Origin of the sequence: Amycolatopsis bullii (assembly GCF_014654205.1) — a bacterium.
GTDB classification, from domain to species: Bacteria; Actinomycetota; Actinomycetes; order Mycobacteriales; family Pseudonocardiaceae; genus Amycolatopsis; species Amycolatopsis plumensis.
In genome coordinates this window covers 1-15205 of the sequence record NZ_BNAW01000052.1, presented here as the reverse complement: position 1 = coordinate 15205, position 15205 = coordinate 1, and the positions used below count along the sequence as shown (strand labels likewise).

Sequence of the window (15205 nt, the reverse complement as noted above, 5' to 3'; positions counted from 1 at the left end):
AACCGGCCGTTACACGAGTTTATCGGCCGGAGGGTTGACTCGCGTGGACGCCGGGGTGATATTTGGGATTCAAAGTTTGGTATCCCAAATCGTCGTCACCGTACTGCATCAAACGGGGCTTCGCCCCGGCCGGGGGCTCCGCCACCCGGAACCCCCGAGAGCATCCGTAGATCGGAGGGCCCGCATGACCGCCGCCCCGCTCACCGAACCTTCTCAAGAGACGACCACTCCGCCCGATCCCCGGCTCTGGAACGAGGACCTCGCCCCCGCGAAGGAACGCCGGTGGAAGGTCTACGACATCTTCGCGCTGTGGATGTCCGACGTGCACAACCTCGGCAACTACACCTTCGCGGCCGGGCTGTTCGTGCTCGGCCTCTCGGCCTGGCAGGTGTTCACCGCCCTGCTCTTCGGGTTCATCATCATCTACGCCGGCATGAACCTGATGGGCCGGATCGGCCAGCGCACCGGCGTGCCGTTCCCGGTCGTGGCGCGGATCAGCTTCGGCACCTTCGGCGCCAACCTGCCCGCGCTGATCCGCGCCATCATCGCGATCTTCTGGTACGGCATCCAGACCTACCTCGCGAGCGTCGCCATCACCCTGCTCGTGCTGGCCATCGACCCGGGCCTGAAACCCCTGACCGAACACGGTTTCCTCGGTCTGCACGCCCTCGGCTGGATGTGCTTCGTCGCGCTGTGGGCGGTCCAGGCGCTGATCCTGACCCGCGGCATGGAGTCGGTGCGCAAGTTCCAGGACTGGTGCGGACCGGCGATCTGGGTCGTGATGATCGCCCTCGCCGTCTGGATCCTCGCCGCCGGGCACTGGAACATCTCCTTCACCAGCAGCCCGAAACAGCTGTCCACCGGGGAGCAGATCCGGCAGTGGTTCGGCGCGGCCGGGCTGATCCTGGCCACCTACGGCACGCTCATGCTCAACTTCTGCGACTTCTCGCGGTTCGCGCCGGACCAGAAGACGGTGAAGCGCGGCAACTTCTGGGGCCTGCCGATCAACTCGACGGCGTTCGCGCTGCTGTCGGTGATCGTGACCGCGGGGAGCATGCAGGTGTTCGGCGAGGCGATCACCGACCCGGCCGAGCTGCTGGCCAAGGTGCACAACACGCCGGTGCTCATCGTCGGCGCGCTGACGTTCGCCATCGCCACCATGGGTGTCAACATCGTCGCCAACTTCGTCTCCCCCGCCTACGACCTGGCCAACATCTGGCCGAAGCGGATCACCTTCACCATCGGCGGGATGATCAGCGCGGTCGCGGCGCTGTGCGTGCTGCCGTGGAAGCTGTACTCCTCGCCGGCGGTGGTCAACTACTTCCTCGGCGGGCTCGGCGCGTTCCTCGGCCCGCTGTTCGGGATCATGATCGTCGACTACTACCTGATCCGGCGCGGCAAGGTCGACGTCGCCCAGCTGTTCGTCGACGGCGGCAGCTACCCCCGCGTGAACCCGCGGGCGCTGGTGACGTTCTTCCCGACCGCGGCTCTGTCCGCCGTCATCGCGCTGGTGCCGTTCTTCGCGCCGGCCGCGCCGTACTCGTGGTTCATCGGCACCGCGTCCTCGGCGGCCCTCTACTACGTGGTGTCGAGGAAGCATCGATGAGGATCGTCGTCACCAACTGCAACACCACCGAGGCGATGACGAAGGAGATCGAAGCCGGGGCACGCGCGGCCGCGAGCCCCGGCACCGAGATCCTCGCCCGGACGCCGCGCTGGGGACCGGAGTCGGCCGAGGGCTGGCTGGACAGCTTCCTGTCCGCGGCGGCCGTGCTGGACCTGTTGCGGGGCCTGGACGAACCGTTCGACGCCGTCGTGCTCGCCGGGTTCGGCGACCACGGCCGCGAGGGCGCGCGCGAGCTGCTGGACGTCCCGGTCGTCGACATCACCGAAGCCGCCGCCCACCTGGCCTGCCTGCTCGGCCGCCGCTACGGCGTGGTGACCACTTTGGACCGGACGTGCGGCCTGATCGAGGACAGCCTGCACGCCGCCGGGGTCGCGCAGAACTGCGTCACGGTCACCGGCGCCGGGCTCGGCGTGCTGGAGCTGACCGACGAGCGCCGCACCGAGTCGGCGTTGCTCACCGCCGGCCGCCGCGCACGGGACGCCGGAGCGGAGGTGCTGGTGCTCGGGTGCGCCGGGATGACCGGGCTGGACCGGAAGATCGGGGCGATGCTGGACATCCCGGTCATCGACGGCGTCGCGGCCGCGGTCCGGCTCGCGGAATCCCTGGTGGCGCTGGGGCTGAAGACCAGCCGCGCGGGGTCGTACGCGCGTCCGCTGGACAAGCGCCGCACCTGGCCTCATTGACACCTGCCTTCCGAGGACGTCAGAATCCCTGCAGCCGTACCGCCGCCCGGTGACGACGTGGGGATTTCGACGTCCCCGGAAGGCGGTCGACGTGCGAAGAGTTCTTTGCGCACTGGCGTTGTCGGTGAGCGTGGTGGTCCCGATGAGCGGGACGGCAGTGGCCGCGTCTCCACCGCACACCGTCGTGACCGACGGCGCCAAGCTCGCGAACATCAAGCAGGCCATCCGCAGCGGCCACGCGACCAAGGCCCAGCGGGACGCGCTGAAAGCCGTGCTGGCCAAGGCGGACACCGCGCTGACCGACGGGCCGTGGTCGGTCATGGACAAGCCGACCGCGCCGCCGAGCGGCGACAAGCACGACTACCTGAGCCAGGCGCCCTACTGGTGGGCGAGCCAGCCGAAGACGCCCGAGAACCCGCAGGGCTGCCCGTACGTCAGCAAGGACGGCCAGCGCAACCCGGAGGCCGACGCGATCACCGACCACACCTACCGGATGTGGGCGTGGGACGCGATGTACTACCTTTCGCTGGCCTGGTACTACACCGGCGACGCGAAGTACGCGAAGCGGGCGGCCCTGGACATCCGGACGTGGTTCCTCGACCCGGCCACCCGGATGAACCCGAACATGACGTACTCGCAGATCATCCCGTGCAAGACCACGATCAGCGGCACCGGGATCATCGACTCGACGCAGTCGTTCAGCCAGCTGATGGACGCGTTCGCGCTGCTCGACGGCGGCGCGCCGGGCTGGACCGGGAAGGACCGCTCGGGGATCAAGGCGTGGCTGACGCAGTACCTGAGCTGGATGCGGACCAGCCCGCAGGCGAAGCTGGAACTGGCCGCCACCAACAACCACGGCACGTTCCTCGACATGCAGAACGCGACGATCTCGGCGTACCTGGGTCACCGCGACGCGGCGCGGAAGATCGTGCTCGACGCGGAGCAGAAGCGGTTCCCGGTGCAGTTCGCCGCCGACGGCAGCCAGCCCCTGGAACTGTCGCGGACGATGTCGTGGCACTACGTCAACTTCAACCTGACGGCGTGGGGCCGCATGGCGGAGGTCGGGAAGAACCTCGGCGTCGACGTCTGGAAGTACCGGGCAGCGAACGGCGTGACGCTGCGGAAGGTCGTCGACCAGCTGATCCCGGGTGCGCTGCACGGGGCGGCAGCCTGGCCGCACCAGCAGATCGGCGTGTTCGACCAGTCGATCGCGGCGGACATCTTCCACGCGGCCGCCGAGGAGGCCCACGATGCCGACGCGGCGGCCGCGCTCAAGCAGATGCCGTTGCCCGCGGGCGGCGACACCTGGCCGGTGCGGGTGTCCTGCTTCCCACTGGACCCACCCCTGCGGTGAACGCAGTGAATGACTCATTCCTGGCGTCGGGCGCCAGGAATGAGTCATTCACTGCACGTCGGGCCGAGGTCAGTTGCCGGCCGGGGCGGTGACGCCCGGGGCGGGCGCCTGGGCGTTGCCCGCCACGCCGTAGCGGCCGGAGCCGCCGTCGAGCTGTTCCTTCAGCGCGAGGATGGTGCTCACCCGCCCGGCCGACGTGTCCGCGTTGTCCACAGTGGACAGGATCGACGTCGCCGAGGTGTCCGCCCGGACCACGCCCAGCGCGCCGGTGCCGTCCGCGGAACCGGCGTCGCCCGCCAGCACCGCGCCCGCGCCGCTGCGGTCGAGCTGCGTCGCGAACCGGGCGATCGTCGCCGCGCGGTCGCCCGCGCCGTCACCGCTCGCCTGGGCGCCGGTGAGCACGATCGCCAGCTGCGCGGGCTTGACGTCCTGACCGGCCTTGACGAACCCGCCGTCGGTGAGCCCGCCCAGCGCCGCCGCCAGCTCCTCGGGCGAGGACTGCGGTTTCGCCGTGGTCTTGTCCAGCAGCAGCACCGAACCCAGCAGCGCGCCGGCGAGCGTTCCGGAGTCGCCCGCCGTCGGGAACTTCGAACCGGCCGGCTGCAGCCGCGTGACGACGTCGCGGAGCTGGTCGGCCTTCTCGGGGTCGGCGAACGCCGACGTCAGCTGGATCTCCCCGGTCACCGCGGCGCCGGACTGGCCGACCAGCTGCTTGAGCGCGTCCCGGTCGGCCGGGCGCGCGTCCTCGGTGGTCACCAGCACCACCGACCGCTGGTCCAGCGTGCCGGCGACGACCTTCGGGCCCATCGAGCCGGCGAAGGCGTCGGCGTCGGTCAGCCGGGCGTTGAGCGCGTTGCGCTGCGCCTCCAGGTCGGCGACCTGGCTGCCGAGGTCCTTCTTCTCCCCCGCCAGGCCGGACAGCAGCGTGCCGTTCAGCGCCGTCGAGCCGAGCACGACGCCGACGGCCAGCGCGAGGAAGCAGGCGGCGATGGAAACGACGTGGTAGCGCAGCGAAATCACGTGAACAATCCCTTGACCCAGGCGTAGAACGAATTCCAGGTGTCCTTGAGCCAGTCGAGGTAGACCGAGCCCACGTCGGACACCAGCAGAGCCGCGGCGACCACCACGACCGCGGCGAGCACGAGCAGGACGACCGCGCCGATCGAGACCCGGTTGCGGTGCAGCGTCGCCACCGCCTTCCCGTCGACCAGCTTCGTGCCGAGCTTCAGCCGCGTCAGGAACGTCGACGGGTTCGAGCCGGACCGGCCGTGGTCGAGGAATTCGCGCAGGGTGGCCTGGAAGCCGACGGTGACGACCAGGGTCGCGCCGTGCGCGTCGGCCAGCAGCAGCGCGAGGTCCTCGGCGTTGCCCGACGCCGGGAACGTCACCGCGCCGATGCCGAGGTCCTGGATCCGCTCGACACCGGGGGCGTGCCCGTCGGGCTGGGCGGGCACCACGACCTCGCCGCCGCCGCGCAGGGTCGCGGTGCCGATGCCGGTGGGGTCGCCGACGACGACGTCCGGCTGGTAGCCCTGCACGCGCAGGGTGTCGGCACCGGCGTCGACCCCGATCAGCACCGGGCGGTGCTCGGCGATGTACTTCTTGAGCTTCTTGAGGTCTTCGGCGTGGCCGTTGCCGCCCGCGACGACCAGCACGTGCCGGTCCCGCAGCGGCACCTTCAGCTCGGGGACGCCGACGCCGTCGAGGATCAGCGTGCGCTCGCGGCGCAGGAACTCGATGGTGTTCGCCGAAAACGCTTCCAGCTGGGTCGACATCCCGGCCTTGGCCTCGATCATCTGGTCGGCGACGCTCTCGGCGGTCTGCAGGATGCCGGAGGCGACCTGCCGCTCGCCGACGTAGACGACGCCGTCGTGCAGCCGCAGCTTCGTGCCGTCCTTGATCGAGCGCAGCAGCTCGCCGCCGACCGAATCGACGAGCGGGATGCCGGCCGCGACGAGGATCTCCGGTCCCATGTTGGGGAACCGGCCGGAGATCGACGGCGACGCGTTGACCACGCCCGCGACCTCGGCCTCGACCAGGGCGTCGGCCGTCGCGCGGTCGAGGTCCAGCTGGTCGAGCACGACGATGTCGCCGGGACTGATCCGGCGCAGCAGCTCCCGGGTGCGGCGGTCGACCCGGGCGACCCCGGTGATCCCCGGCAGGGGTTCTTGATTCCGCGTGAGCAGACCCGTGAGCTTCATGTGGCCGATGGTGACAAATTTGCTCATGGGACGATGCTCGCCACGCCGTAGCCGGGGTGACTCGTTGTGGTGACCTCCCCCGCACGGGTCAGGCGTCCGACTCCTCCGACAGCGAGCCGAAATCGAGGTTCAGCCAGGGGCTGGCCGGGTCCTGAAGGAGCTGGTGGTGGACGCGCACGGCCGCCGGGTACCACTCACCGAACTCGCCGGAGTCGTCGTGCAACACCCGGCCCATGACGTACCCCGCCGACAGGTCGGCCCATGACTGGTGGTAGCGACGGGCGAGCGAACCGGCTTCGAGCACCATCAGCTCGGCGCTCAGCGCGTCGCAGTACCCGGCCGCCAGCCCGCCGCGGGCGATCGTGACCGCGCGGCCGACGTCCCAGGACAGCGCCGTCGTCACGCAGCCGTCCGCGTCGACCAGGCCGTCGGCGCGCAGCCGCCGTTCGCAGCGGGACACCCGGCGGACGGTGTCGCGCAGCTCGTCGGCCTGGTCCGCGGCGTCGTTCTCCGCGCACCACCGGTCCACCAGCTGCGCCCAGGTCAGCGGATCGAACTCGGCACCCGGCAGCCCGTACTCGGCGGCGAACCGCAGGCGCAGCATGAGGACGAGGTTGCCGGGCGTCAGCGCGTAGCCGTCGCCGATCAGGCCGGTCATGGTCGCGCGCCAGCCGGGCGGGTCGGGCACGCCCCACCAGTCCCGCAGGCTGCGCACCTCGGCGACGTAGTCGTGGTAGCGGCCGTCGAGCAGGTTCCAGGGCGCGGCGTTGAGCACGGCCAGGTGCGCGCCGCAGGCGAGCGCGTGCGCGATGGGCCCTTCGAGGTGCCCGTACGGCGCGGTGATCAGCCGCTCGACCTGCTCTTCGAGCGGCGTGACGTCGTCCGCGTGCGCGTCGAGCCACGGCTGCAGCGTCGCGCCGGGCAGCCGCCACTCGCCGCGGGTGCCGCGGTTGAACACGACGCGCTCGTGCCGCCCGACCCCGTCCACCGCCCAGTCGAGTGCGCCGCTCATGGCCACGACGTCCGGGCCGAAGTCCGGGAGCGCACCGCGGGTGAAGACCTGCAGGAACTCGTCGCCGCCGGTCTCGAAGTAGACGTTCGGGAAGGTTTCCGCCCGCTCGTCGAGGATGCTCCGGGCGTCCACCCGCCGGATCGGCACGAACAGCTCCTCGCCGGCGAGCAGGCCGAGGTAGCGGTCGAGGTCGCTGTCCCGCCGCGCGGCGGCGAGCCGGGCTTCGACATCGGCGGACGGCGGCAGGATCACGGGGCGGCTCCCTCCGCTCGGCCGGTCAGCACGACGAGCTTGCCCGCCGTCCGGTTGTGCTCCAGGTCGTCGTGCGCCTGCCGGATCTCCTCCATCGAATACACCTTGACCGGCCCGAGGCTCGCTTCGCCGTCGGCGATCCGGTCGAGGTGGCGCTGGAGAACGGAGGCGGGCAGGTCGTCCGCCTCACCACCATAAGCGGTCAACCGGACCCCAGCGGGAAGGTATCCGATCGGATAGAAGTTCGAGATCGTCCATTCGTTGGACAACATGCCGGTGAAGCAGACGGTCCCGTGCACGCGGGTGGCGTTCAGGGTGTCCGGCAGGGTCGGGGTGCCGACGAGTTCGAGGGCGGCGTCGACCCCCTCGGGGACGATCTTGCGGACCTGCTGGGCGACGTCACCGTCGTCGAGGATCGGGTGATCGACGCCGTGGGCGCGCAGGGTTTCGAGCCTGCCGGGCTGCCGGGTGGTCGCGAAGACGGTGGCGCCGAGGTCCTTCGCCAGTGCCGCGGTGGCGAACCCGAGCGCGGACGTGCCGCCGCGGACCAGCAGGGTCTGGCCTTGCTGCAGGGCGAGACCGGTGGTGAGGGAGCCGTACGCGGTCTGCAGCGTCTCCGGGACCTGGCCGATGACCTCCCAGGGCAGATCGCTGTGGAACGGGATGACCTGGTGCTCCGGGACGAGCGTGTATTCGGCGTAGCCACCGTCGAAGGTGCGGCCCATGCCGCCCATCATGGTGGCGACCTGCTGGCCGGGGGCGAAATCGCCGCCCTCGTCGACGACCCCGACGGCTTCGATGCCGGGCACGCGCGGGAAGGTGACGCCTTCGGCCAGCCCGAGCCGGGTGTGCAGCTCGGACCGGTTGAGGCCGAACGCCATCACGGCGATCCGCACCCAGCCGGGTTTCACCTCCGGCACCGGGAGCTCGCGGAGCTCGAGGTTCTCGACCGGACCGGGTTCTCGCAGCACCACCGCGCGCATCGGGTTCCTTTCGCCACCTGCAGTCGTCACGACAACTGCGGGGAGGCGAGAAGTAATTCCCTGGCGGCTACTTCTTCTTCGCCGACCGCTTCTTCTTCGGCTCGAACTCCGTCTTGTCCTTCTCGGCCGTCGCCAGCAGTTCCTCCGCGTGGGCGCGGCCGGTCTCGTTGTCCATGCCCGCGAGCATCCGGGCCAGCTCGCTCACCCGCTCGGTCTGGCTCAGGTTCTTCACGCCGCTGCGCGTGACCCCGCCGCTGTGGCCCTTGTCCACCACCAGGTGCTGGTCGGCGAACGCCGCCACCTGCGGCAGGTGCGTGACCACCAGGACCTGGTGGGTGCGCGCCAGCCGGGCCAGCCGACGGCCGATCTCGACCGCCGCGCGGCCGCCGACGCCCGCGTCGACCTCGTCGAACACCAGCGTCTGGACCGTGTCCGCGTGGGCCAGGACGACCTCGATCGCCAGCATCACGCGAGACAGCTCACCGCCCGAGGCGGCCTTGTGGACCGGCAGCGGCGGCGCGCCGTCGTGCGCACGCAGGAGCAGCTCGACGTCGTCGACGCCGTCCGGGCCCGCGTGCACCGCGCGGCCGTCGATGGTCAGCGCGTGCGTGTCGCCGTGTTCGGCCGGGCGCTGCTCGACCGTCACCTCGATCGCCGCCTGGCCCATCGCCAGCCCGGACAGCTCTCGGGTGATCTCCGCGGCCAGCTCGGCCGCCGCCGTCTCGCGAGCCGCCGACACCTCGGCCGCGTGCGCGGCCAGCTGGATCGCGAGCTGGTCGCGCCGCAGCGCCAGCTCGGCGAGCGCCTCCTCCGACGTGTCCATGGTTTCCAGCCGGCGCCGGGCGTCGTCGGCCCAGGCGAGCACGCCGTCGACGTCCGCCGCGTACTTGCGGGTCAGCCGCTTGAGGTCGCCCTGGCGGGCCAGCACCTTCTCCAGCAGCGCCGGGTCGGCGTCGAGCGTCTCGACGTAGTTGCCCAGCTCGGCACCGACGTCGGTGAGCAGCACGGACGCCTCCTCCAGCCGCGGTGCCAGCTCCCGCAGCACCGAGTCCTCGGACGTCGAGAGCCGGCGCAGCGCCTCCGAAACCAGGCCCATCGCGCCGGGCGCGTCCGGGTCGCCGTCCGGAGAGCCGGACACCGCGATGTGCGCCTCGGTCGCGGCCGCGCGCAGCTCGTCGACCGCCGCGAGCCGTTTGATCTGCTCGGTGAGCTCGACGTCCTCGCCCGGTTCCGGCGCGACGGCGTCGATCTCGGTCAGCCCGTGCTTGAGCAGGTCGGCCTGCTGGGCCATCTCCCGCGAGCGCGTCGACCGCTCGGTGAGCTCGGCGATCACCGCCAGCCATTCCGACCGGATCTCCCGGTAGGCCTGCAGCGGTTTCGCGACGGCGTCGCCGGCGAACCGGTCGATCACCGCGCGCTGCTCGGCCGGACGCAGCAGCCGCAGCTGGTCGTTCTGCCCGTGGACCGCGATCAGCTGTTCGGACAGCTCCGCGAGCACGCCGACGGGCACGGACCGGCCACCGAGGTGGGCGCGGGACCGCCCGTCGACGGCGACCGCGCGCAGCGCGATCACGCTGCCGTCCTCGTCGACGTCCGCGCCCGAATCGGCGACGATCCGCTCGGCGCCTTCGACGCCGGAGTAGGTGAACCGCCCTTCGACGAACGCCTTCAGCATCCCCGTCCGGACCTTGGACACCTCGGCGCGGCCCCCGGACAGCAGGTGCAGCCCGGTGACGACCATGGTCTTGCCCGCACCCGTCTCACCGGTCACGACGGTGAAGCCCGCGTGCAGTTCCAGCAGGGCGTCCTCGATGACTCCGAGGCCCTGGATGCGCATCTCGGCCAGCACGCCGCCTACGGTAGCGGCCACCACCGACACTCTGCGCGCCCGGGACCCCGGCGCGTCGCCGATATGTTCGAATAAATCGTTGAAAGGTCGACCAGCGGCGCGAAGCGCCTCCGTTGAGGGTGGTCGCGGGGAGGACGGCGGAGGGCTACTCGCAGGGGCGCGCGTGGCGCTCCCGCCAGCTCTTCACCGGCAGCGAGAACTTCTGCACCAGCCGATCGGTGAACGGGCCGTCCCAGAGCCGGACCAGCCGCACCGGCGTCTTGCCGCAGGTCACGCGCACCCGCGCGCCCGGCGGCAGGTCGATCGGCCGGGTCCCGTCGCAGGTCAGCACGGCCGACGAGCCGTCCGGATCGATCCCCACGGTGATCACCGAGCCGCGGGAGACGACCAGCGGCCGCGCGAACATCGCGTGCGCGTTGCTCGGCACCACCAGCAGCGCCTGGACGTCCGGCCAGATGATCGGGCCGCCCGCCGAGAACGCGTACGCGGTCGAGCCGGTCGGTGTGGCGCAGAGCACACCGTCGCAGCCGAAGGCGGACACCGGGCGGCCGTCGACCTCGATCAGCGCGTCGAGCACGCGCTCCCGGGTGCTCTTCTCCACGCTGGCTTCGTTGAGCGCCCAGGTGCGGGCGACCTCCTCGCCGTCGTGGGTGACGGTGACGTCGATGGTCATCCGCTCTTCGACCTGGTAGTCGCCGTCGACGACCCGCTGGACGGTGTCGGCGAGCGCGTCGGAGTCCGCTTCGGCGAGGAAGCCGACGCGGCCGAGGTTGACGCCGAGCACCGGCACACCGGCCGGGCGGGCCAGCTCGGCCGCGCGCAGCAGCGTGCCGTCGCCGCCGAGCACGAAGACCAGCTCGACGCCGCTGGCGGGGTTGTCGTCCGGGTCGACGACGGTGCAGGTCGCGCCGACGCCGTGCTGTTCGGGGTTGATCAGCGCGCAGACGTCGTGCTCGGTCACCCGGATCCGGATGCCGGCCTTGGCGAAGCGCGCCGAAACCTCGCGCGCGGCTTCGCCCGTCGCGTCGCGATCGGGGTGCACCATCAGGAGCACTTCACGTTCGGTGGTCATGCGGGCCCTTCCTCGACGGCGGTCCGGACGAGCCGCTCGGCCTCAGACCTGTCTACCGCGTCCACAGTGGACTCGGCCACATGTTCTTTCTTAAGCCACACGAAGTACTCGACATTCCCGGACGGCCCGGGCAGCGGGCTGGCGGTCACCCCGCGCAGCGCGAGCCCGAGCTTCGCGGCCTCGTCGATGACGGTGAGCACGGACTCGGCGCGCAGCTCCGGGTCGCGGACGACGCCGCCGCTGCCGAGGCGGTCCTTGCCCACCTCGAACTGCGGCTTCACCATCGGGACCAGATCGGCGCCCTCGCGCGCGCACGCCGCGAGCGCGGGCAGCACGAGCTTGAGGGAGATGAAACTCAAGTCCCCGACGATCAGGTCGACCTGGCCGCCGAGGTCGTCGGGACTGAGGTTGCGAACGTTGGTGCGATCCATGACCACTACACGTTCGTCGGTGCGGATTCGCCAGTCGAGCAGGCCACGGCCCACGTCGGCGGCGATCACGGTCGCGGCGCCGTTGCGCAGCAGGACGTCGGTGAAGCCGCCGGTGGACGCGCCGGCGTCGAGGCAGCGCTTGCCCTCGACGCTGAGGTCCGTGAACGCTTCGAGGGCGCCGAGGAGCTTGTGCGCGCCGCGCGAGGCCCAGCCGGGGTCGTCTTCGTCCTTGACGACGATCGGGGCGTCGGTTTCCACGCCGGTGGCGGGTTTGGTCGCGACCATGCCGCGCACGGTGACCTTGCCGCCGGTGATCAGGGCCGAGGCCTGCTCGCGCGACCGGGCGAGGCCGCGCCGAACCAGTTCCGCGTCGAGGCGGGCCCGCTTGGGCACGCCGATCAGACCTTGTCGATGCTGGACAGGGCGACCGTCAGCTCGGTGTGCACGGCGTCGAAGCGCTCGACGTGCTCCGCGAGCGGCAGCGCGTCCAGGTCGTCCAGCCCGGCGACGGCTTCGTCGATGCCGGCCCGCGGGTCGGTCTGCTGCGAGAACGAACCGGGCGGCGGGCCCGGGACGGGGAAGGAGTGGTCCTGCACAGTCCGAACGGTATCAGTCAGGAGAGTGCGGCTTTGGCGCGCTCGCCGAGTTCGGTGACACCCGTCTCCCAGGCCGTGTGGCACAGCGCGCGGAGCAGGTCCAGCTCGTCACCGTCGCCCTCCGCCGTCAAGGTCTGGTTCTCGACGGTCACGGTCCAGCCGGGCCGTGGCCCGATCTTGAGGTCTTCGGCCGCTTCGGTGAGCGCGGTCAGGTCTTTGGCGAGGTAAGTGCCGCGCTCGCCGGGGACCGCCTCGATCAGCTGCTTCGGCGTCGCGACACCGGACAGGACGACCAGGGAATCGATGCCCGCGGCGACCGCGCCGGCGATGTCGGTGTCGAGCCGGTCACCGACGACCAGTGGCCGGTCCGCACCCGCCGACCTCGCCGCGGTCTCGAACAGCAGCGGCTGCGGCTTCCCGGCGACCAGGGGTTCGACGTCGGTGGCGGTGCGCAGCGCGGCGACCATGGAGCCGTTGCCGGGCAGCAGGCCGCGTTCGCTGGGCAGCGTCGCGTCGACGTTGCAGGCCACCCACAGCGCGCCGGCGCGGATGGCCAGGCAGGCCTCGGCCAGCGCGGCCCAGGTGTTGTCCGGCGAGTGCCCCTGAACGACGGCCTGGACGCTCGGGCCGTTCTCCCGCACCGGCTCGAGCCCGGCTCGGGCGACTTCGGCAGCGAGCGATTCGGTGCCGACGACGAGGACCTCGGCGCCGGCGTCCAGGCGTTCCTTCAGCAACTGCACGCCGGCTTGGGCGCTGGTGTGCACCTCGTCGGTCTCGGCGGGCATGCCGAGCCCGGTGAGGTGCGCGACGACCTCGTCGGGCGCCTTCGAGGCGTTGTTCGTGACGAACCGGACGGGCGTGCCGTGCTCCCGCGCGGCCCGCACCGTCTCCGGGGCACCCGGGATCACCCGGGTGCCGTGGTAGACGGTGCCGTCGAGGTCGAAGAGGACCGCGTCGTAGGCCGCAAGGAGAGCGTCACTCATCGGTGTCTTTTTCTTCGTTCTCCGCATTCGACAGATCGGCGGCCCGCTCGGCGGCGTCGGTCTCGTCTTCGGCATCGGCCTCGGCGGCGTTGAGGAACCACCGGATGGCCTCGTCCTTGCGCCCGGCCGCCTCGAGGTTGTCGGCGTAGGCGTAGAAGAGGCGAGCGCTCCACGGGTCGCGCTTCTCGGCCTTGAGGTCGTCACCCTGCAGCGAGACGACGGCGGCATCGAGCTGCCCGAGGTCGCGCCGCGCCCCGGCCGCGACGATCGCGAGCTCGACCTGGGTGGCCTTCGCGAGCTTCGCCGTGTCGACCTCCTTCGCGAGGTCGAGGGCCCGCTCGGGACGCCCGAGCGCCCGCTCGGCGTCGGCGATGATGGCGATGTGGTCGTCACTGCGCGTCATCCGGCGGACGGCCCGCAGTTCGGAGAGGGCTTCGGACCAGTTGCCGGCGTGGTAGGCGACCAGGCCGAGGGCTTCGCGCACGATCGGGACGCGCGAGGCCTTGGCCTTGGCGTACTTGGCGTGCTCGAGGGCGGCCTCGGGATCGCTGTCGATCAGCCCACCGGCGGCGACGAGGTGCTTCCCGACGGTCTCCGCCAGGCCCTTCGGCAGGGTCCGCAGCTCGCGGCGGGCCTCCTCGTCGAGGTCGGAGAACTCGATGTCCTCGGGGAGCTCGGGAGCTTCGAGGAGTTCCTTGGCGAGGGCCTCGTCGTCGAGCGGGGCGCCGACCTTGGGCCGCGGGTCACGGCGGGGGCGGTCGTCACGGCGGTCCTTGCGGTCGCTGTGGCTGCGGCTGGTGGCGTCGCGGTCGTAGCGCTTGCCGGAGTCGCCAGTGCGCTCGCCCCGGTTGTCCCGGCTTTCGCCGCGGGAGTCCTCGCGCCGCGGGTAGCCGGTGCGGGCCCCGCGGTCATCGTCGCGACGCTGGTAGCCACCCCGCTCACCACGCGAATCATCGCGGCGGTCGCTGCCACCGCGACCACGGTCATCCGAGCGGAACCCACCGGCCCGGTCACCGCGATCGTCGCGACGCTGGTAGCTGCCCCGGTCCCGGTCATCGGAACGGAAGCCGCCGGTGCGGCCGCCGCGATCGTCATCACGACGCTGGTAGCCACCGCCCCGGTTGCCGGAACCACCCGTCCGAGCACCACGGTCGTCATCGCGGCGCTGGTAACCGCCGCCGTCGCGGTCACCCGAACGGAAACCACCCGTCCGAGCACCACGGTCATCGTCGCGACGCTGGTAGCCACCGCGGTCCCGGTCGTTGGAGCGGAAGCCCCCACGGTCATCGTCGCGACGCTGGTAGCTGCCACGGTCCCGGTCGTTGGAGCGGAAGCCCCCACGGTCGTCATCGCGACGCTGGTAGCTGCCACGGTCCCGGTCGCCGGAACGGAAGCCGCCCGTGCGGGCGCCGCGGTCGTCATCGCGGCGCTGGTAGCCGCCCCGGTCGCCGCGCGAATCGTCGCGACGGTCGTTCGGGCGGAAGCCGCCAGCGCGGGAGCCGCGGTCGTCGTCACGGCGGTTGCCGTCCCAGCGGGGCTTGCGGTCGCCGTACGACGACTTGCCCTGCGGCCGGCCGCCGCGGTCCTCGTAGCCGCGGCCCGAGCTGTCGCTGCGGGTGCCGGACCGGCTGTTGCCCCGGTCTTCGTAGCGGCCGCCCGGCCGGCCTGCAGAGTCGCGGCTGCCGTAGCCGCCCTTGCGGTCGTCGCGGTCGCTGAAACTGCGGCCGCCACTGCGGCTCTGGCCGGCGTAGCCTCCGCGCTGGTCGCGGTCACCGGGACCGTCGCCGCCGCGGAAGGGCTTGCCGCCGCCGCGGACCCCGCGGTCGTCACGGCGCGGGCGCCCCTGGTAACCGCCGTCGCGGCCGCCGCGGTCCTGCCGCGCGCCGCCCTGGCTCTTCCGGGGTCCGTCCGACCGGCCCCGGGAGCCTTCGTCCCGGCGTGCCGACCGGCCGGACCCATCATCGCTTGAGTCTCGTCGACCGAACTCGGACACCTGGCCTCCTGCCGTGAAAAAATCTTGTTCTGGACATACGCGTACGGCCCGCTAGGGCAGCCAACTGGCTATCCTAACGGGCCGTACGGAAGGTAAGTTCGGCGGTGTCCTACTCTCCCACAACCCTTCGGTTGCAGTACCATCGGCGCTGTCAGGCTTAGCTTCCGGG

Annotated in this window: 14 protein-coding genes and 1 rRNA gene; 4 read left to right on the top strand and 11 right to left on the bottom strand. The window is 71.5% G+C overall.

The genetic code is table 11. The features are described from left to right. The first annotated feature begins 184 nt into the window (after nt 1-184). The 3 genes from IE317_RS37020 to IE317_RS37010 all read left to right on the top strand — a co-directional run bounded on the left by IE317_RS37020 (nt 185) and on the right by IE317_RS37010 (nt 3664). Nucleotides 185-1606, top strand: a complete 1422-nt coding sequence (locus IE317_RS37020) for an NCS1 family nucleobase:cation symporter-1 (RefSeq protein ID WP_191316017.1) — start codon at nt 185-187, stop codon at nt 1604-1606. Beyond that, complete coding sequence (locus IE317_RS37015; RefSeq protein WP_191316016.1) at nt 1603-2310, top strand: aspartate/glutamate racemase family protein; 708 nt, start codon at nt 1603-1605, stop codon at nt 2308-2310. Before IE317_RS37020 ends, IE317_RS37015 begins: the two co-directional genes overlap by 4 nt. 91 nt (nt 2311-2401) lie before the next feature. Then, nucleotides 2402-3664, top strand: coding sequence for an alginate lyase family protein (locus IE317_RS37010; RefSeq protein WP_229903114.1), 1263 nt, complete (start codon nt 2402-2404; stop codon nt 3662-3664). A 69-nt stretch (nt 3665-3733) separates the two neighbouring features. On the opposite strand, the gene IE317_RS37005 is transcribed toward IE317_RS37010, so the two are convergent. The 10 genes from IE317_RS37005 to IE317_RS44865 all read right to left on the bottom strand — a co-directional run bounded on the left by IE317_RS37005 (nt 3734) and on the right by IE317_RS44865 (nt 13527). Then, nucleotides 3734-4684: a copper transporter gene (locus IE317_RS37005; protein ID WP_191316014.1), complete on the bottom strand. Its 951-nt coding sequence runs from the start codon at nt 4682-4684 to the stop codon at nt 3734-3736. Continuing rightward, entirely contained in the window at nt 4681-5865 is a 1185-nt protein-coding gene (gene steA / locus IE317_RS37000; protein WP_191316060.1) for a putative cytokinetic ring protein SteA, read from the bottom strand. The genes IE317_RS37005 and steA overlap by 4 nt, the downstream gene beginning before the upstream one ends. Before the next feature lie 88 nt (nt 5866-5953). Continuing rightward, on the bottom strand, nt 5954-7129 hold the full coding sequence (locus tag IE317_RS36995) for a DUF1266 domain-containing protein (protein ID WP_191316013.1): 1176 nt from the start codon (nt 7127-7129) through the stop codon (nt 5954-5956). Next, nucleotides 7126-8112, bottom strand: a complete 987-nt coding sequence (locus IE317_RS36990; protein WP_191316012.1) for a zinc-binding alcohol dehydrogenase family protein — start codon at nt 8110-8112, stop codon at nt 7126-7128. Before IE317_RS36990 ends, IE317_RS36995 begins: the two co-directional genes overlap by 4 nt. A gap of 67 nt (nt 8113-8179) precedes the next feature. Further along, nucleotides 8180-9961 (bottom strand): DNA repair protein RecN, encoded by a 1782-nt coding sequence (recN, locus tag IE317_RS36985; RefSeq protein ID WP_191316059.1) that lies wholly within the window; start codon nt 9959-9961, stop codon nt 8180-8182. A gap of 145 nt (nt 9962-10106) precedes the next feature. After that, entirely contained in the window at nt 10107-11033 is a 927-nt protein-coding gene (locus IE317_RS36980) for an NAD kinase (protein WP_191316011.1), read from the bottom strand. Beyond that, a complete protein-coding gene (locus IE317_RS36975) occupies nt 11030-11857 on the bottom strand; it encodes a TlyA family RNA methyltransferase (protein WP_229903113.1) in 828 nt (275 codons plus the stop codon). Before IE317_RS36975 ends, IE317_RS36980 begins: the two co-directional genes overlap by 4 nt. 5 nt (nt 11858-11862) lie before the next feature. Continuing rightward, the gene (locus IE317_RS36970) at nt 11863-12060 is read right to left on the bottom strand and encodes a hypothetical protein (RefSeq protein ID WP_191316010.1); all 198 of its coding nucleotides are present in this window, start codon (nt 12058-12060) and stop codon (nt 11863-11865) included. 17 nt (nt 12061-12077) lie between these two features. Continuing rightward, nucleotides 12078-13043, bottom strand: coding sequence for an HAD-IIA family hydrolase (locus IE317_RS36965; protein ID WP_191316009.1), 966 nt, complete (start codon nt 13041-13043; stop codon nt 12078-12080). Continuing rightward, complete coding sequence (locus IE317_RS44865) at nt 13036-13527, bottom strand: hypothetical protein (protein ID WP_229903112.1); 492 nt, start codon at nt 13525-13527, stop codon at nt 13036-13038. Before IE317_RS44865 ends, IE317_RS36965 begins: the two co-directional genes overlap by 8 nt. A 39-nt stretch (nt 13528-13566) precedes the next feature. On the opposite strand from IE317_RS44865, the gene IE317_RS44860 reads away from it, so the two are divergent. Next, nucleotides 13567-15012, top strand: coding sequence for a hypothetical protein (locus tag IE317_RS44860; RefSeq protein WP_229903111.1), 1446 nt, complete (start codon nt 13567-13569; stop codon nt 15010-15012). 120 nt (nt 15013-15132) lie between these two features. Here IE317_RS44860 and rrf read toward each other — a convergent pair. Beyond that, a 5S ribosomal RNA gene (rrf, locus tag IE317_RS45620) occupies nt 15133-15205 on the bottom strand; the annotation flags it as partial.